This window comes from Stenotrophomonas sp. PUT21 (assembly GCF_052232875.1).
In the GTDB taxonomy this organism is placed as follows: Bacteria; Pseudomonadota; Gammaproteobacteria; order Xanthomonadales; family Xanthomonadaceae; genus Stenotrophomonas; species Stenotrophomonas maltophilia_N.
Window position 1 is genome coordinate 1,303,951 of sequence record NZ_CP197645.1, and the last position, 15,956, is coordinate 1,319,906.

General features: G+C 67.6%; 16 protein-coding genes. 10 read left to right on the forward strand and 6 right to left on the reverse strand.

Annotated elements, in window-relative coordinates:
* Window positions 1–32 precede the first annotated feature (32 nt).
* Entirely contained in the window at window positions 33–461 is a 429-nt protein-coding gene (locus ACTT2I_RS06315) for a type II toxin-antitoxin system RatA family toxin (protein WP_421099531.1), read from the forward strand.
* Between the two features lie 3 nt (window positions 462–464).
* Window positions 465–725 carry an RnfH family protein gene (locus ACTT2I_RS06320; RefSeq protein ID WP_088433156.1) on the forward strand — a complete coding sequence of 87 codons (261 nt, stop codon included), beginning with the start codon at window positions 465–467 and terminating at the stop codon, window positions 723–725.
* Between the two features lie 16 nt (window positions 726–741).
* Here ACTT2I_RS06320 and ACTT2I_RS06325 read toward each other — a convergent pair whose 3' ends face one another.
* Window positions 742–1,134, reverse strand: a complete 393-nt coding sequence (locus ACTT2I_RS06325) for an outer membrane protein assembly factor BamE (RefSeq protein ID WP_019183163.1) — start codon at window positions 1,132–1,134, stop codon at window positions 742–744.
* A 104-nt stretch (window positions 1,135–1,238) separates the two neighbouring features.
* Between ACTT2I_RS06325 and fur the strand changes: the two genes are divergently transcribed.
* On the forward strand, window positions 1,239–1,646 hold the full coding sequence (gene fur, locus ACTT2I_RS06330) for a ferric iron uptake transcriptional regulator (RefSeq protein ID WP_070470227.1): 408 nt from the start codon (window positions 1,239–1,241) through the stop codon (window positions 1,644–1,646).
* 88 nt (window positions 1,647–1,734) lie between these two features.
* Here the strand turns inward: fur and ACTT2I_RS06335 are convergent, their stop codons facing one another.
* Window positions 1,735–2,976, reverse strand: coding sequence for an SGNH/GDSL hydrolase family protein (locus ACTT2I_RS06335; protein WP_421099530.1), 1,242 nt, complete (start codon window positions 2,974–2,976; stop codon window positions 1,735–1,737).
* A gap of 96 nt (window positions 2,977–3,072) precedes the next feature.
* Between ACTT2I_RS06335 and ACTT2I_RS06340 the strand changes: the two genes are divergently transcribed.
* The gene (locus ACTT2I_RS06340; protein WP_421099529.1) at window positions 3,073–3,990 is read left to right on the forward strand and encodes a LysR family transcriptional regulator; all 918 of its coding nucleotides are present in this window, start codon (window positions 3,073–3,075) and stop codon (window positions 3,988–3,990) included.
* 88 nt (window positions 3,991–4,078) lie between these two features.
* Here ACTT2I_RS06340 and recN read toward each other — a convergent pair whose 3' ends face one another.
* Entirely contained in the window at window positions 4,079–5,740 is a 1,662-nt protein-coding gene (gene recN, locus ACTT2I_RS06345) for a DNA repair protein RecN (protein WP_293980717.1), read from the reverse strand.
* 125 nt (window positions 5,741–5,865) lie between these two features.
* Here recN and hrcA point away from each other — a divergent pair, with 125 nt between their 5' ends.
* The 6 genes from hrcA (at window position 5,866) to ACTT2I_RS06375 (ending at window position 13,152) form a co-directional block, all read left to right on the forward strand.
* Window positions 5,866–6,933 (forward strand): heat-inducible transcriptional repressor HrcA, encoded by a 1,068-nt coding sequence (gene hrcA / locus ACTT2I_RS06350; protein ID WP_421099528.1) that lies wholly within the window; start codon window positions 5,866–5,868, stop codon window positions 6,931–6,933.
* Window positions 6,934–7,015: 82 nt separating this feature from the next.
* Window positions 7,016–7,531, forward strand: coding sequence for a nucleotide exchange factor GrpE (grpE, locus tag ACTT2I_RS06355; RefSeq protein ID WP_019183157.1), 516 nt, complete (start codon window positions 7,016–7,018; stop codon window positions 7,529–7,531).
* A 175-nt stretch (window positions 7,532–7,706) separates the two neighbouring features.
* Window positions 7,707–9,635, forward strand: a complete 1,929-nt coding sequence (gene dnaK, locus ACTT2I_RS06360; RefSeq protein WP_019183156.1) for a molecular chaperone DnaK — start codon at window positions 7,707–7,709, stop codon at window positions 9,633–9,635.
* 163 nt (window positions 9,636–9,798) lie between these two features.
* Complete coding sequence (gene dnaJ, locus ACTT2I_RS06365; protein WP_421099527.1) at window positions 9,799–10,932, forward strand: molecular chaperone DnaJ; 1,134 nt, start codon at window positions 9,799–9,801, stop codon at window positions 10,930–10,932.
* A gap of 202 nt (window positions 10,933–11,134) precedes the next feature.
* On the forward strand, window positions 11,135–12,043 hold the full coding sequence (gene pdxY, locus ACTT2I_RS06370) for a pyridoxal kinase (RefSeq protein WP_421099526.1): 909 nt from the start codon (window positions 11,135–11,137) through the stop codon (window positions 12,041–12,043).
* Entirely contained in the window at window positions 12,040–13,152 is a 1,113-nt protein-coding gene (locus ACTT2I_RS06375) for a prephenate dehydrogenase (RefSeq protein ID WP_421099525.1), read from the forward strand. Before pdxY ends, ACTT2I_RS06375 begins: the two co-directional genes overlap by 4 nt.
* 159 nt (window positions 13,153–13,311) lie before the next feature.
* Here the strand turns inward: ACTT2I_RS06375 and ACTT2I_RS06380 are convergent, their stop codons facing one another.
* The 3 genes from ACTT2I_RS06380 to ACTT2I_RS06390 all read right to left on the reverse strand — a co-directional run bounded on the left by ACTT2I_RS06380 (window position 13,312) and on the right by ACTT2I_RS06390 (window position 15,941).
* The gene (locus ACTT2I_RS06380; RefSeq protein WP_088433148.1) at window positions 13,312–13,506 is read right to left on the reverse strand and encodes a hypothetical protein; all 195 of its coding nucleotides are present in this window, start codon (window positions 13,504–13,506) and stop codon (window positions 13,312–13,314) included.
* Window positions 13,507–13,573: 67 nt separating this feature from the next.
* The gene (locus tag ACTT2I_RS06385; protein ID WP_421099524.1) at window positions 13,574–15,340 is read right to left on the reverse strand and encodes an ABC transporter transmembrane domain-containing protein; all 1,767 of its coding nucleotides are present in this window, start codon (window positions 15,338–15,340) and stop codon (window positions 13,574–13,576) included.
* Window positions 15,333–15,941, reverse strand: coding sequence for an IMPACT family protein (locus ACTT2I_RS06390; RefSeq protein WP_088433146.1), 609 nt, complete (start codon window positions 15,939–15,941; stop codon window positions 15,333–15,335). Before ACTT2I_RS06390 ends, ACTT2I_RS06385 begins: the two co-directional genes overlap by 8 nt.
* Between the last annotated feature and the right edge of the window lie 15 nt (window positions 15,942–15,956).

Genomic DNA, 15,956 nt, shown 5'->3' on the forward strand with positions numbered 1-15,956 from the left:
CGCCCGGTCGATTCATCAGACATCTGTATCGCATGCCAACTATCCGCCGTAGTGCCCTGGTCGAACATTCGGCTGCCCGCATGTTCGACCTGGTCAATGATATTGACGCCTATCCGCGCCGCTTCCGCTGGTGTTCGGCCTCGCAGATCCTGGAGTCCGGCCCGGACCGCCTGGTCGCGCGCCTGGATCTGGGCTTTGGGTCGTTCTCGACCTGGTTCATGACCGAGAACACGCTGCAGCGCCCGCACAGCATCGATATGCAGCTCAAGGACGGGCCGTTCAAGCGTCTGCACGGGCGCTGGGAATTCCATGCGCTGGCCGAGGAAGCCTGCAAGGTCACGCTGACGCTGGAGTTCGAGCCGACCTCACGCCTGCTCGGTCCGGCACTGGCGCTGGGCTTCCAAGGGCTGGCCGACCGCATGGTGAATGATTTCGTCCGCGTCGCCGACGCCCAGGACTGAGCCGTGATCACGGTCGAGGTGGTATTGGCCTGGCCCGACCGGGCCGCGTCACGGGTGCTGTCGCTGCCCGAAGGCGCCACGATCGCCGAGGCCATCGCGCTGGCCGCCATTGACGGCAGCGGGCAATGCCCGGCCGTGGCCGTGCATGGCCTGCTGGCCAGGCCGGATCAGGTGCTTCGCGAGGGCGACCGGGTCGAACTGCTGCGTCCGCTGCTGGCCGACCCGAAAGACAACCGCCGCCGGCGCGCACGCGCCGGCAGCTGAGTGAAGAAGGCAGGCCTCAGCGGCCGCGCTTCTTCTTGTCCTTGGGCAGGTTGCGGCCGAACTGGCGCAGCGTGCTGCGGGCCAGCTGGGCGTCGTCGCTGGCGAAGTACTCGCCGTCCCAGCGGGTGACCGCGTCGTTTTCAAAATAGACGGTGAAGTTCTTCACTTCCGTCTTGCCGACCCGGTTCACGCGCTGGCTGGCGGTGTAATCCCAGCGCTGGGCGTGGAACGGGTCCGGGATGGAGGGCGTACCGAGCAGGGCGTTGACCTGCTGCTTGCTCTGGCCCACCTGCAGCTGACCGACGGCCTGCTCCCGGATCAGGTTGCCCTGATAGATGGGTTGCTTGTAAATGATGCCGCAGCCCGTGGTGGACAGGGCAACGGCGGCGACCAGCAGGAGATTGCGCATCGGGGAATGGCGTTTGGGGAAATCGAGTCGATGATACACTCCCGACGTGTCGCCGCGACCCAATCCGAGGCAGCTGGCGCTAAATCGCCAATGAACGGAGAACTATGGAAACCCACGACCTGCGCAAAGTCGGCCTCAAGGTGACCCATCCGCGTATGCGGATCCTGGCACTGCTGGAGCAGCGCAATGCCAGCCACCACATGACCGCCGAGGACATCTACCGCCAGCTCCTGGAGCACGGCGATGAGATCGGCCTGGCCACGGTGTACCGCGTGCTGACCCAGTTCGAGGCCGCCGGCCTGGTGCTGAAGCACAACTTCGAGGGCGGCCAGGCCGTCTACGAGCTGGACCGCGGTGGCCACCACGACCACATGGTCGATGTGGACAGCGGCAAGATCATCGAGTTCGAAAGCCACGAGATCGAGGAGCTGCAGCGCAAGATCGCAGCCGACCATGGCTACGAGCTGGAAGAGCACTCGCTGGTGCTCTACGTCCGCAAGAAGCGCCGTTGATGGCCGTGGGCCGGTCGCGATGACCGGCCTGGACGGGTCCGGCTGCTGATCAAAACCCCCGTGCCTCGGCCCGGGGGTTTTTTCGTTGTCAGGGTGTCGTGACCGGCACCTGGCCGGGCAGCAGCGCGTGCAGATCCACCGCGTCGGCCATGGCGCGGTTGCCCGCATCGCCGGGGTGCAGGTGGTCGCCTGAATCGAATGCCGCCGCCATCCGCGCTGGATCGGCCGGGTCGCGCAGCGCGGCATCGAGATCGATCACCGCATCGAACGGGCGGTCCTGCCGCAGCCAGGCATTGAGCTGGCGCCGCAGCGCGTCTTTCTCGGGCTGGTAGTAGTCGTCCAGCGGCGTGCCGGGCAGGGCGCCCGCAAACGGGGGCAGGGTGGCACCCACGATGCGCACGCCGCGGGCATGGGCGCGATCCACCAGGGCGCGATAGCCCGCCTGCAGCTCGGCCAGCGTCGGTGCCGCCTCGGTGCGCGCGAAGGCAGTGCCGGGCCAGCCGATGTCGTTGGTCCCCAGCAGCACGATGACGCTGGCCACGCCGGGTTGATCGAGCACATCGCGCTGGAACCGGGACAGCCCGGCCTCTCCCATGCCATCGCGGAGCAGGCGCCCGCCGGAAATCCCCGCGTTGACGACGGCCACGCCCTGCGGCGCCAGGCGCGCGGCGAGGTGATCAGTCCAGCGCTGGTCGCGGTCAAGGCTGGCGGTGGCGCCATCGGTGATCGAATCGCCGATCACCACCACGCTGCGCGCGCCGGCAGGCGCCTGCACGTCGATGCCCGAGACGAACAGGCGGGCGGTCGTGGTGGACGTGGCGGTCAGGGCCGGGGCGAGGGTCTGGTCCCCGTCAGCGAATGAGGCGGTCTGCCGGCCTTCCCAGTGGAAGGTGCGCAGGGGCGTGCGCTCTGACAGGTAGACACTCACCTGCACGGCCTGCAGATCGGCGGTGGGCAGCGCCAGCGGGTCGCTCAGGCGTTCGGTGCCGGGGGCGATCACGGTCTCCGCGCGTCCCTCGAAGGACAGCGCCAGCGGCTGCTGGCCCGCCCCGGCGGCCAAGCTTGCCGCGCTGATCCTCAACGGCTGATCGCCATAGGTATTGCTCAGGCGCACGCGCAACCGGCGGCCACCGAGGCTGAGACGCGCGGTCTGGCGGAAGGTCTGAGCTTCCAGGTGTGCCGGGATCAGCGTGGGGAACAGGAAATCTGCGCCCCAGACCGGCTGCGGGCTGGCCTGCCAGCTGGCCACCCAGGTCGGCGCAGGGGCGGCAATCGCGGTGCCGGCAGTGGCCAGCAGGGCGGTGGCGGTGAGGCGGGCGATGGCATTCATCGGGCGGTCCATGGGAGAGGGAGCGCCATGGTGATCTTCGCTGGACCTGTGAACTAGACTGCCTGTGGACAATCATCTGTGAACTGGATTCATCTCATGGCAGGCACCGACATCAACCGTTCCGGCGAACTGGAAGTGTTCGTCCGGGTCATCGAAACCGGCGGCTTCTCGGCAGCCGCTCGCTCGCTGGACCTGAGCCCCTCGGCGGTCAGCAAGCTGGTCTCGCGGCTGGAGCAGCGGCTGGGCACGCGGCTTTTGCAACGCTCCACCCGCCAGCTGCAGCTGACCCAGGAGGGCTGCGCCTTCTATGAGCGCGGGCTGCGCGTGCTGGCCGATCTGGATGAGGCCGAACGCTGCGCCAGTGCCCATGCCGAACCGCGTGGGCGCCTGCGGGTGAACGCCAATGTGCCGTTTGGTCAGCACTTCCTGCTGCCGCTGCTGCCGGACTTTCTCACCCTGCACCCGCAGGTCGGGGTGGATCTGGTGCTGACCGACGAGGTGATCGATCTGCTCGAGCAGCGCACCGATGTGGCGGTGCGGGCCGGGCCGCTGAAGAGTTCCAGTCTGATCGCCCGGCGGCTGGGTGCGACCCGGATGATGATCGTGGCGGCGCCGAGCTACGCCGAGCGGCATGGCCTGCCGCAGGACGCCGACGCGCTGCTTGCGCACAACCGCCTCGATATCGGGCATCCCCGCACGCAGACCGGCTGGCCGCTGGCGGTCGATGGCGAACGGCGGGTCGTGCCCACCCAGGGCAACGCGCGCGCCAGCGACGGCGAGGCGCTGCGCCGGCTGGTGCTCGGCGGCGTGGGCATGGCGCGGCTGGCAGCCTTCCAGGTGCAGGCCGATGTGGCGGCCGGGCGCCTGCTGCCGGTGCTGGAATCGGCCAATCCCGGCGATCTGGAAGAGGTACACGCGGTGTTCCAGGGGCAGGGGGGCTACCTGCCGCTACGGGTGCGCGCGCTGCTCGATTTTCTGGTCGAGCGTGTGGACCTGGCCAGACCGCTGGGGTGAAGACGGCTGGCCGGCATCCTGAGGCGGCGGCCAGCCGCCGGCATTATCGTCGGCACTGCCGCTGACACTGCCGCGGCCCTTGCGCGCCTCAGACCTGCAGCAGCTTGCGCGCCGCGGCGCGGGCCTCCTTGCTGACTTCCACCCCGCCCAACATGCGGGCCAGTTCTTCTTCACGGGCCTTGGTGTCCAGCTTCTCGACCGCGCTCTGCGTCATGCCGTCCACCGGGGCCTTGCTGACCCGGTAGTGGGCATGGCCCTTGGAGGCGACCTGGGGCAGATGGGTGACGCACAGCACCTGACGCTTCTCGCCCAGAGCGCGCAGCTTCTGCCCGACGATGTCGGCCACGGCGCCACCGATGCCCGAATCGACTTCGTCGAAGACCATGGTCGGCACCGCATCCAAGCCCAGCGCGGCGACTTCGATCGCCAGCGAGATACGGGACAGTTCACCGCCCGAGGCGACCTTGCGCAGGGCGCGCGGCGGCTGGCCGGCGTTGGCGGCAACGAGGAACTCGACCCGCTCGGCGCCATTCGGGTCGGGCTTGACCACGGTCTGCGGCTCGATATCGATCAGGAACTGCCCGCCGCCCATGCCCAGCTCGCCGATCAGGGTGGTGGTGGTGTCCGACAGGGCCTTGGCGGCCTTGCGGCGGCTGGCGCTGAGCACCTCGGCCACGGTCTTCCACTGGCCGGCGGCACGGTCGATCTCGCCGGCCAGTGCCTGCAGGCGCTCGTCGGCGCCGCGCAGCTGCTCGACTTCGGCTTCCATGGCGTCGCGGTGTTCGCCCAGCGCTTCCATCGGCACGCGGTGCTTGCGGGCGAGGTCGTGCAGGCGGCCCAGGCGGCGCTCGATATCCTCGAACTGCTCCGGGTCGGCGTCCAAGTCATCATGCACGCGGTCGAGCAGGGACAGCGCTTCGTCCAACTGGATCGCGGCGCTGTCGAGCAGGGCGTCGACCTCGCCGAGCCGGCTGTCGTGTTCGGCCACGCGGGCCAGGTCGTGGCGGGTCTGCTGCAGCAGCTGCAGCACCGAGACCTCGTCATCCCCATTGAGGCGGCTCACCGCCACGTCGCAGGCGCCGATCAGCGCGCTGGCATGGGCCTGGCGGCGGTGGCTGCTGCCCAGGGTGGCAATCGAGGCCGGGTCCAGATCCTCACGTTTGAGCTCGCTGAGCTGATGCTCCAGATAGCCGATCCGATCGCTGACGTCGCCCTGGCGCGACAGTGCCTCGGCTTCGTCCACCAGCGTCTGCCAGCGCGCCGCGGTCTGGCGGACCTGGGCCCGCTCGGCGTCGTTGCGGGCGAAGGCGTCCAGCAGCGAGAGCTGCGAAGGGCGCGAGAGCAGGGCCTGCTGTTCGTGCTGGCCGTGGATCTCCACCAGCATGCCGGCCAGCTCGGTCAGCTGGGTCAGCGTCACCGGGCGGCCATTGATGAAGGCGCGCGAACCCCCATCGGCGCGGATCACCCGTCGCAGTTGGCACTGTTCTTCGTCGTCCAGTTCATTGTCGCGCAGCCACTGGCGCGCCGGGGCGTCGGCCAGCGGCGCGAATTCGGCCGAGAGCTCGGCGCGCGCGGCCCCGTGGCGGACCACGCCGCTGTCGGCGCGCAGCCCGGACAGAAAGCCCAGCGCGTCCACCATCAGCGACTTGCCCGCGCCGGTTTCACCTGAGACCACGGTCATGCCGGCGCCGAATTCCAGCTCGGTGGCGCGGACGACCGCGAAATCCTTGATCGATAGATGTCTAAGCATGGTCTACGTTGTACACGAGGGGCGACTCCAAGCCGCGCAAGCTAGCATGGGCGGGGGGCGTCTCCAATGACTTGCCAACGCCCCGTGCAGCCATTATCTAAGTGGGCGTCTCACAGGCTGATTCCATGCATCCTTCCGCGTCCCATCTCGCCCCGCGTGCCCGCCATCTGCTGCGGACGCTGATCGCGCGCCACATCCAAGATGGGGAGCCGGTCGGCTCGCAGACCCTTGCCCGGCATGCTGGCCTGGACGTCAGCCCGGCCACGATCCGCAACATCCTGGGCGACCTGGAAGACCTGGGCCTGCTCAGCTCGCCGCATACCTCGGCCGGGCGCGTGCCGACCGCGCACGGCTACCGGGTGTTCGTGGACAGCCTGGTCAAGATGCAGCCGCCGGGCGAGGGCGAGCTCAGCCGCCTGCGCACCGAGCTGGCCACCGGCACCGGCACCCAGGCCCTGCTCGGCAGTGCGTCGGAGCTGCTCTCGGCGATGAGCCATTTCGTCGGGGTGGTCAGCGCCCCGCGCCGGGAGCAGTTCGCGTTCCGGCATATCGATTTCGTGGCGCTGGACGCGCGCCGGGTGCTGGCGATCCTGGTGTTTGCCGACAATGAAGTGCAGAACCGGGTGATCGAACCGCGCCGCAGCTTCGATCCGGGCGAGCTGGAGCAGGTCGCCAATTACCTCAATGCCAACTGCGCCGGGCGGCCCCTGGCCGAGATCCGGGCCCGGCTGCTGCTGGAGCTGCGCGATGCGCAGTCGGAAATGGAGCAGCTGCTGGCGCACAGCATCGAGCTGGCCGAGCAGGCCATGGTGCCGCCGGCCGATGACATGGTGCTGGCCGGGCAGACCCGGCTGATGGGCGTGCAGGACCTGTCCGACCTGGAGCGCCTGCGCGAGCTGTTCGACGTGTTCGCCAGCAAGCGCGAGATCCTGCAGCTGCTTGAGCGCACCATCCAGGCCCCGGGAGTGCGCATCTTCATCGGTGAGGAGACCGGGGTGATGCCGCTGGAAAGCGTCTCGCTGGTTACCGCGCCGTATTCGGCCGATGGCCAGGTGCTGGGCGTGCTGGGGGTGATCGGCCCGAAGCGGATGGCGTACGACCGGATGATTCCGCTGGTGGAAGCCACCGCCCAGGTGCTCGGGGCCGCGCTGGGCTCGTCCGCTGGCGGCGGATTGTCCCGCGATCGCGCATAAAGCAGCTCTGGACTCTTGAATCCCGTAGCCGCGCCCACATAGGGGTGGGTGGAGGCGGAGAGTCACCGCCAAGGATCCGGAAATGAACCAAGATCAGTCAGATATCGCATCCCAGAATCCCGCCGGCGAGCCGGCCGCTGAGCCGTCCCTGCAGCAGCAGCTGGACAGCCTGCACAACGAGCTGGCGCTGCTGCGTTCGGAGTCGCTGCGCGAGCGCGCCGACCTGGACAACCAGCGCAAGCGCGTGGCCCGCGACGTCGAACAGGCGCGCCGCTTCGCCAATGAGAAGCTGCTCGGCGAGCTGCTGCCGGTCTTCGACAGCCTCGATGCCGGCCTCAATGCCGCCGGCAGTGACCCGAGCCCGCTGCGCGAAGGTCTTGAACTGACCTACAAGCAGCTGCTCAAGGTCGCCGCCGACAATGGCCTGACCCTGCTCGACCCGACCGGCCAGACCTTCAACCCGGACCACCACCAGGCCATCAGCCAGGTCGACGCGCCTGGCGCGGCGCCGGGCAGCGTGGTCCAGGTGTTCCAGAAGGGCTACCTGCTCAACGACCGCCTGCTGCGTCCGGCGCTGGTCGTGGTGGCCCGCGACTGACCCGCGGGCTGGTCGGCCGGGCATGTCCCGGCCGATCGACCGGACGCTGAACGCGTTGGGTCGCCATCGAACACTGTGTTTGATGGACGGCTTGAAAGTGTCCGCAGCGTCCCACACATCCCATTCATAACCCGGCAACTGCCGGATGTACCCAGAACTTTCAGGAGTCTCCCTCATGGGCAAGATCATTGGTATCGACCTCGGCACCACCAACTCGTGTGTGGCGATCATGGACGGCGGCAAGGCCCGCGTCATCGAAAACGCGGAAGGCGATCGCACCACGCCGTCCATCGTTGCCTACACCAAGGACGGCGAAGTCCTGGTCGGCGCCTCGGCCAAGCGCCAGGCGGTGACCAACCCCAAGAACACCTTCTACGCTGTCAAGCGCCTGATCGGCCGCAAGTTCACCGACGCTGAAGTCCAGAAGGATATCGCGCACGTGCCCTACGGCATCCTGGCCCATGACAATGGCGATGCCTGGGTGCAGACCAGCGACGGCAAGAAGATGGCCCCGCAGGAAATCTCCGCCCGCGTGCTGGAGAAGATGAAGAAGACCGCCGAAGCGTTCCTGGGTGAGACCGTCACCGAGGCCGTGATCACCGTGCCGGCCTACTTCAACGACAGCCAGCGCCAGGCCACCAAGGACGCAGGCCGCATCGCCGGTCTGGAAGTCAAGCGCATCATCAACGAGCCGACCGCTGCTGCCCTGGCCTATGGCCTGGACAAGGGTGACGGCCGTGACCGCAAGATCGTTGTGTACGATCTGGGCGGCGGCACCTTCGACGTCTCGATCATCGAGATCGCCAACGTGGACGGTGAGAAGCAGTTCGAAGTGCTGGCCACCAACGGTGACACCTTCCTGGGCGGCGAAGATTTCGACAACCGCGTCATCGAATACCTCGTGGACGAGTTCAACAAGGACCAGGGCATCGACCTGCGCAAGGATCCGCTCGCCCTGCAGCGCCTGAAGGACGCTGCCGAGCGCGCCAAGATCGAGCTGTCCACCAGCCAGCAGACCGAAGTGAACCTGCCGTACGTCACCGCCGACGCGTCGGGCCCGAAGCACCTGAACATCAAGCTGACCCGCGCCAAGCTGGAAGCGCTGGTGGAAGACCTGATCAAGAAGTCGATCGAGCCGTGCCGCATCGCGCTGAACGATGCCGGCCTGCGTTCGAGCGACATCGGTGAAGTGATCCTGGTCGGCGGTCAGACCCGCATGCCGAAGGTGCAGCAGGCCGTGACCGAGTTCTTCGGCAAGGAACCGCGCAAGGACGTCAACCCGGACGAAGCCGTGGCACTGGGTGCTGCGATCCAGGGCGGCGTGCTGGGCGGCGACGTCAAGGACGTGCTGCTGCTGGACGTGACCCCGCTGTCGCTGGGCATCGAGACCCTGGGTGGCGTGTTCACCAAGATCATCGAAAAGAACACCACCATCCCGACCAAGGCCTCGCAGGTGTTCTCCACCGCCGAGGACAACCAGTCGGCCGTGACCGTGCACGTGCTGCAGGGTGAGCGCGAACAGGCCCGCTTCAACAAGTCGCTGGCCAAGTTCGACCTCTCCGGCATCGAGCCGTCGCCGCGCGGCCTGCCGCAGGTGGAAGTGTCCTTCGACATCGACGCCAACGGCATCCTGCACGTGTCGGCCAAGGACAAGAAGACCAACAAGGAACAGAAGGTCGAGATCAAGGCCGGTTCGGGTCTGTCCGAGGACGAGATCGCACGCATGGTTGCCGACGCGGAAGCCAACCGCGAAGAAGACAAGAAGTTCCACGAGCTGGTCCAGGCCCGCAACCAGGCTGACGCGCTGATCCACGGTACCCGTACCGCGATCACCGAGCACGGCAGCAAGGTCGGCGGCGATGTGATCGGCAAGGTGGAGTCGGCCCTGGCCGATCTGGAAACCGCGATGAAGAGCGACGACAAGGCCCAGATCGAAGCCAAGTCGAAGGTGCTGGAAGAAGCCGGCCAGGCGCTGTTTGCTGCCTCCGCAGCGGCAGAGCAGGGCGGCGCGGCGCCGGGCCCGGATGCCGGTGCCAACAACGGCGCGCACGACGATGTGGTCGACGCCGAGTTCACCGAAGTCAAGGACGACAAGAAGTCCTGATCCGGACTCGACACGGGACGTTGCGCAGGCAGCGTCCCGTTGTCATATCCCCTTCTGGTCCTGACAGCCGTATCCCGGCCTGTCGGGGCGCCCGGCGAAAGAGCGGACCTGGTGCCGCTCTTCCGCTTTGACGAATCCCGACTTCCGGAACCCGATTCAAGTTATGAGCAAGCGCGATTACTACGAAGTGCTGAGCGTGTCCCGCACCGCCAGCGACGAAGAACTGAAGAAGGCCTATCGCCGTTGCGCGATGAAATATCATCCGGACCGCAATCCGGGTGACAGCGAGGCCGAGGCATCCTTCAAGGAATGCAAGGAAGCCTACGAAACCCTGTCCGACGGCAACAAGCGCCGCATGTACGACGCCCACGGTCACGCTGCGTTCGAGCACGGCATGGGCGGCGGTGGCGGCCCGGGTGGCCCGGACATGGGCGATATCTTCGGTGACATCTTCGGCAACATCTTCGGCGGTGGCGCCGGCGGTGGTGGTCCGCGCCAGGCCCGTCGCGGTGCCGACATCGGTTACGTGATGGAGCTGGACTTGGAAGAGGCGGTGATGGGCGTGGAGCGCCGCATCGAGATTCCGAGTCTGGTCGAGTGTGATGACTGCAACGCCAGCGGTTCGGACGACGGCAAGGTCGAGACCTGCTCGGTCTGCCGTGGCCAGGGCCAGGTGCGCATCCAGCGCGGCATCTTCGCGATGCAGCAGGCCTGCCACCACTGCAACGGCCGTGGCCAGATCATCCAGAACCCCTGCAAGACCTGTCACGGCAATGGCCGTGTCGAGGAAGACAAGGTGTTGTCGGTCAAGGTGCCTGCCGGCGTCGACACCGGCGACCGCATCCGTCTGTCCGGTGAAGGCGAGGCCGGTCCGGCTGGCACCCCGGCGGGCGATCTGTACGTGGAAGTGCGGGTGCGCGAGCATGCGATCTTCCAGCGCGACGGCGATGACCTGCACTGCGAAGTGCCGATCCGCATCTCGCAGGCCGCGCTGGGCGATACCGTACGCGTGGCGACCCTCGGCGGCTATGCGGAAATCCGCATTCCGGCCGAGACCCAGACCGGCAAGCTGTTCCGCATGCGTGGCAAGGGCGTGCGTTCGGTGCGCAGCCGCAGCGAAGGCGACCTGTACTGCCGCGTGGTGGTGGAGACCCCGGTCAACCTCACCCCGGAGCAGCGCAAGCTGCTGGAGCAGTTCGAGACCACCTTCACCGGTGAGGAAGCGCGCAAGCATTCGCCGAAGTCGGCGACCTTCATCGATGGCGTGAAGGGCTTCTGGGACCGGATGACGTCGTAAGCGTCAAGGGTTCCTGTGAACTACCGAAGGCCCCCTGGAAACAGGGGGCTTTTTCTTTGGGCCGCCAGGCGGCCCACCGCCCGACACAGCCGCCGTGGCGCGCGCTTCGCATTGTCATCGTGCGCACCCCCGGTGGGGTGTGGGTACGATTGCATCTGCAAGCATTCCCGACACCTGCGCGGGGCAGGCGTAAAATGTCGGCATGAACGAATCCCTCGAAAGCCACCTGGTCCACGGCCGCCGCCAGCGCCCGGACGGTCCGTCGCCGGTCGACGTCATCTCGGTGCAGTCGCAGCTGGTCTACGGCTATGCCGGCAACAGCGCGGCCGTGCCGCCGCTGCGCGCGCTGGGCGTGCGCGTCGCCGAAATCCCCACCACGCTGCTCAGCAACGCCCCGTTCTATGAGACCACGCGTGGCCGTGTGCTGCCCTCGGACTGGTTCGCCGACCTGCTGCTCGGCGCGGGTGAGCGCGGCCTGCCACAGCGGGCGCGGATGCTGGTTTCCGGTTACTTCGGCAGTGTCGGCAACGGGGCGGCCTTCGCCGATTGGCTCGATGCGGTGCTGCCGTCCTCGCCGCAGCTGCGGTATTGCCTGGACCCGGTCATCGGCGACACCCACACCGGCCCCTATGTTGAGCCGGGCCTGGAGAGCGTCTTCGCCGAGCGCCTGCTGCCGCACGCCTGGCTGGTGACGCCCAATGCTTTCGAACTCGGCCGCCTCACCGGGATGCCGAGCCTGGCCCAGGACGATGCGATCGCCGCTTCGCAGGCATTGCTCGCACGCGGTCCGGAGTGGGTGCTGGCGCACAGCGTCGGCGGCGATCCGGGCCAGCTGGTCACGCTGGCGGTCAGCCGTGATGCGATCTGGCGCTGGTCCTCGCCGCATCTGCCGGTGGACGTGGCCGGCACGGGCGACGTGCTGATGTCGCTGCTGGTCGCTTTCCTGCTGCGTGGGGAAACTTTCGAACAGGCGATCTCGCGCGCCATCGCCGGCGTGCATGTTGCACTGGAAACCACCTTGGCCAACGGCCACGAAGAGTTCGATGTGCTGGCCGCTGCGCCGGCGGCGCTGGCGTTGCCCGATCGTTTCGTTCCAGAGCGTCTGGCGTGAGTCTGACACCGGTGGTGGGCATCGTCGGCAGCGACGGTGCCTACGGACGCTGGCTGCGCCGCTTCCTGGAGCAGCGCCTTGGGCTGGAGGTCATCGGGCATGATCCGGCCGATGCCGCATCGGACAGTCCGGACACGCTGCTCGACCGCGCCGAGGTGCTGATCTTCTCCGCACCGATCCGGCACACCCCGGCGTTGATCGCCGAGTATGTCGCGCGTTCGGGCGGTCGCGAAGCCGGTCGCCTGTGGCTGGATGTCACCTCGGTGAAATCGGCCCCGGTGGAGGCGATGCTGGCCTCGCAGGCCGAGGTGGTGGGTCTGCATCCGATGACGGCCCCGCCCAAGGCGCCCACGCTGAAGGGCAGGGTGATGGTGGTGTGCGAGGCGCGCGTGTCGCAGTGGCAGCCGTTCGTGCAGCAGCTGTGTGAGGCACTGGAAGCCGAGTGCGTCCGTGCCACGCCCGAGCATCACGATCAGGTCATGGCACTGGTGCAGGCGATGGTGCATGCCACCCATCTGGCGCAGGCCGGCGTGCTGCGCGAGTACGCGCCAATCCTGGGGGCCTTGCCGGCGTTGATGCCTTATCGGTCGGCCTCGTTTGAACTGGATACCGCGATCATCGCGCGCATCCTCTCGCTCAATCCGGCGATCTACGAAGACATCCAGTTCGGCAACCCGCATGTGGCGCCGATGCTGGACCGGTTGCTGGCCCAGTTGCAGCAGCTGCGGGCGCAGCTGGCGCAGGGCGATGACGCGGCACGCGCAGCGTTCCGGCAGCAGCTGCTGCTGGACAACCGCGACAGCTTGGGGAGCGAGGTGTTGGCCGACGGCAACTACACTTTCGAGCGCGTCGGGTATCTGTTGGCCGACCTGACCGAACGCAACGCAATCAGTGTGCATCTGCCGGAAGACCGGCCGGGGTCGTTGCGCGAATTGCTGCACGTGTTCGAGCGGCACCGGGTCAGCCTCGCCTCGATCCATTCCTCGCGCACGCCCGCCGGGGAAGTGCACTTCCGGGTGGGGTTCGTGGCAGGGAGCGATGCGCTCGCGCTGCAGGCCGCCGCCATCGAGATCGACGCCTCGGGTATCGGCCGGGTGCTGGTGCGCTGACACGGTGCACTGCAGCATTCATCCACAGGGGGTGTGGATGATCTGCGCACAAACGTGTGGATAAGTGCGTTCGCGCCTTGAGCCAAAAGGCTGTCAAGATACTTGGTCAAAAAATGACCAACATCCGAGGAACTTTTTTCAAGCGCCCCAGGTCGCGAGTCAGGTGGTGAGGGTGAGCTCACCACCGGCGGTGCGGAATTCCCGACCGTCACGGACCAGATGCCGGCCGTCGGCCAGCTCGTAACGCGCGCTCTGGCCGTTGCCTGCAGCGGCATCGGCCTGCTCATCCTTGAACTCGATGATGACGTAATCGTCGCCGTTGGCATCGGTGGCGGGGAACTGTCGGAACGACATGAAACACCTCCTGCAGCACGTCCAGTGAGGCTTGCAGGATGCGATGCCCGGTGTTACCGGCCCGTCATCAATCGATGAATTGCAGGCGCGCCAGTTCGGCGTAGAGACCGCCTTGGGCCAGCAGCTCGGTGTGCGTGCCCTGGGCGACGATGCGGCCGTGGTCCATGACCACGATGCGGTCGGCCTTGAGCACGGTGGCCAGGCGGTGCGCGATCACCAGCGTGGTGCGGCCGGCCATCAAACGCTCCAGTGCCTGCTGCACGGCGCGCTCGCTTTGTGCATCCAGCGCGCTGGTGGCTTCGTCGAGCAGCAGGATCGGCGCGTTCTTGAGCAGGGCGCGGGCGATCGCGATGCGCTGTTGCTGGCCGCCGGACAGGCGCGCACCGCGCTCGCCCAACTCGCTGGCATAACCTTCGGGCAGGGCCTGCAGGAACTCATCGGCCTCGGCGGCTTCGGCCGCGCGCTGCACCTCTTCGTCAGTCGCCTCCAGGCGACCGTAGCGGATGTTCTCGAACGCACTGCTGGCAAACAGGGTCGGCTGCTGCGGCACCAGTGCCAGCTGCTCGCGCAGCTGCGCCGGATCGACCTCGCGCAGGTCCACCCCATCCACCAGGATGCGGCCGGCCGCCGGATCGTGGAAACGCAGCAGCATCGACAGGATGGTGCTCTTGCCGGCGCCGGAGGGGCCGACCAGTGCGACCGTTTCACCCGGTCGAACGTGCAGGTCCACATGATCCAGCGCGGCCGTGTCCGGGCGCTGCGGGTAGTGGAACACCACTCCTTCGAAACGGATCTCGCCGCGCAGCGGCTGCGGCAACGGGGTGGGATGGGCGGGGGCGGTGATCTCCACGTCTTCCTGCAGCAGCTCGGCAATGCGGCCCATGCCACCGGAGGCACGCTGCAGTTCATTCCAGACTTCGGCCAGGGCGCCGACCGAGCCGCCGCCGATCAGCGCGTACAGCACGAACTGGCCCAGGGTGCCGGCACTCATGTTGCCGTCGATCACCTCGTGCGCGCCCAGCCACAGCACGCCGACGATGGCGCCGAACACCAGCACGATGGCGCTGGCGGTCACGATCGACTGCGCGCGGATGCGGCGGCGCGCGGCACCGATCGCATCGCCCAGCGCCGCATTGAAGCGGCCGCGCTCATACGGCTCACGGGCGTGCGCCTGCACGGTGCGCACCGCCCCCAGGGTCTCCGAGGCCAGGCTGTTGGCATCGGCGATGCGGTCCTGGCTGGCGCGCGCGATATTGCGCAGGCGGCGCGCGCCAATGATGATCGGCAGCACCGCCAGTGGAATGCCGACCAGCGACCAGGCGGCCAGGTGCGGGCTGGTCACGAACAGCATCACCAGGCTGCCGACCACGGTCACGCTGCTGCGCAGGGCCACCGACATGGTCGAGCCGATCACGCTGCGCAGCAGTTCGCTGTCGGCGGTGAGGCGCGAGACCAGCTCGCCGCTGCGGCTGCGGTCGTGGAAGCCGGCGCCGAGCGTGATCAGGTGCGCGTACAGGCGGCTGCGCAGGTCGGCGACCACCTTTTCGCCGAGCAGGGAGACGAAGAAGAAGCGCGCGGCCGTGGCCAGGGCCAGCACCACCGCGACCAGGAACAGCAGGGCGAAGGCTTTGTTGATCTGACCGCCGCTGGTGAAGCCGTGGTCGATCATCTGCCGCACCGCGACCGGCAGGCTGAGGGTGGCCACCGAGGACACCGCCAGCGCGACCAGCCAGGCACTGAACAGCCCCACATGCCGCCGTACGAACGGCCACAGCGTGTTCAAGCTGCCCAATCGGCGCATCGGCGTGTCTTGCGGAGCGGGGGCGTCAGTCATTCGATGGGCCTGGTTCGATGCGGGATTCAATACGGACACGATCACGAGTGGCGTCGCGTAGGCGGTTTTTCAACGGCTCGACCTGATCTGCCGGCAAGCGCAGGTGCAGGTTCACGCCATCGGCGGTGAACGCTTCGTCCACTTTTTCGGCCAGATGCGCGGCCACTGCGGCATGCAGCGGGCCCAGATCCTCGAAGCCGGCGTGGACATCCAGTTCGGCCATGGCGATCAGGGGCAGGCGCGGTGCCACGCGCAGGCACTCGGCGGCGGTGCCACCGTAGGCACGGACCAGGCCACCGGCGCCCAGCTTGATGCCGCCGTACCAGCGCGTCACCACCACCATCACCCGGTCGAAGCCCTGGCCGTCGATCGCCGCCAGGATCGGGCGCCCGGCGGTGCCGGACGGCTCGCCATCATCGCTGGAGCGGTAGTCGTTGCCGTAGCGGTAGGCCCAGCAATTGTGGGTGGCATCGGCCACGGCGACCTGCTGCAGGAACTCCAACGCAGCGGCTGCATGCTGGATCGGCGCGGCATGGGCGATGAAGCGGCTGTGCTTGATCTCCAGGCTATGGCTGACGGGGGTGGCGAGCGTATCGGGCATTCCCACCATTCTAGT

What these genes read in the sequence shown, in the direction of transcription:
- ACTT2I_RS06315 (WP_421099531.1), top strand. Translation starts at nt 33, where the DNA reads ATGCCAACTATCCGCCGTAGTGCCCTGGTCGAACATTCGGCTGCCCGC.
- ACTT2I_RS06325 (WP_019183163.1), bottom strand. Translation starts at nt 1,134, where the DNA reads ATGCGCAATCTCCTGCTGGTCGCCGCCGTTGCCCTGTCCACCACGGGC.
- fur (WP_070470227.1), top strand. Translation starts at nt 1,239, where the DNA reads ATGGAAACCCACGACCTGCGCAAAGTCGGCCTCAAGGTGACCCATCCG.
- ACTT2I_RS06335 (WP_421099530.1), bottom strand. Translation starts at nt 2,976, where the DNA reads ATGAATGCCATCGCCCGCCTCACCGCCACCGCCCTGCTGGCCACTGCC.
- ACTT2I_RS06340 (WP_421099529.1), top strand. Translation starts at nt 3,073, where the DNA reads ATGGCAGGCACCGACATCAACCGTTCCGGCGAACTGGAAGTGTTCGTC.
- recN (WP_293980717.1), bottom strand. Translation starts at nt 5,740, where the DNA reads ATGCTTAGACATCTATCGATCAAGGATTTCGCGGTCGTCCGCGCCACC.
- hrcA (WP_421099528.1), top strand. Translation starts at nt 5,866, where the DNA reads ATGCATCCTTCCGCGTCCCATCTCGCCCCGCGTGCCCGCCATCTGCTG.
- grpE (WP_019183157.1), top strand. Translation starts at nt 7,016, where the DNA reads ATGAACCAAGATCAGTCAGATATCGCATCCCAGAATCCCGCCGGCGAG.
- dnaK (WP_019183156.1), top strand. Translation starts at nt 7,707, where the DNA reads ATGGGCAAGATCATTGGTATCGACCTCGGCACCACCAACTCGTGTGTG.
- dnaJ (WP_421099527.1), top strand. Translation starts at nt 9,799, where the DNA reads ATGAGCAAGCGCGATTACTACGAAGTGCTGAGCGTGTCCCGCACCGCC.
- pdxY (WP_421099526.1), top strand. Translation starts at nt 11,135, where the DNA reads ATGAACGAATCCCTCGAAAGCCACCTGGTCCACGGCCGCCGCCAGCGC.
- ACTT2I_RS06380 (WP_088433148.1), bottom strand. Translation starts at nt 13,506, where the DNA reads ATGTCGTTCCGACAGTTCCCCGCCACCGATGCCAACGGCGACGATTAC.
- ACTT2I_RS06385 (WP_421099524.1), bottom strand. Translation starts at nt 15,340, where the DNA reads ATGACTGACGCCCCCGCTCCGCAAGACACGCCGATGCGCCGATTGGGC.
- ACTT2I_RS06390 (WP_088433146.1), bottom strand. Translation starts at nt 15,941, where the DNA reads ATGCCCGATACGCTCGCCACCCCCGTCAGCCATAGCCTGGAGATCAAG.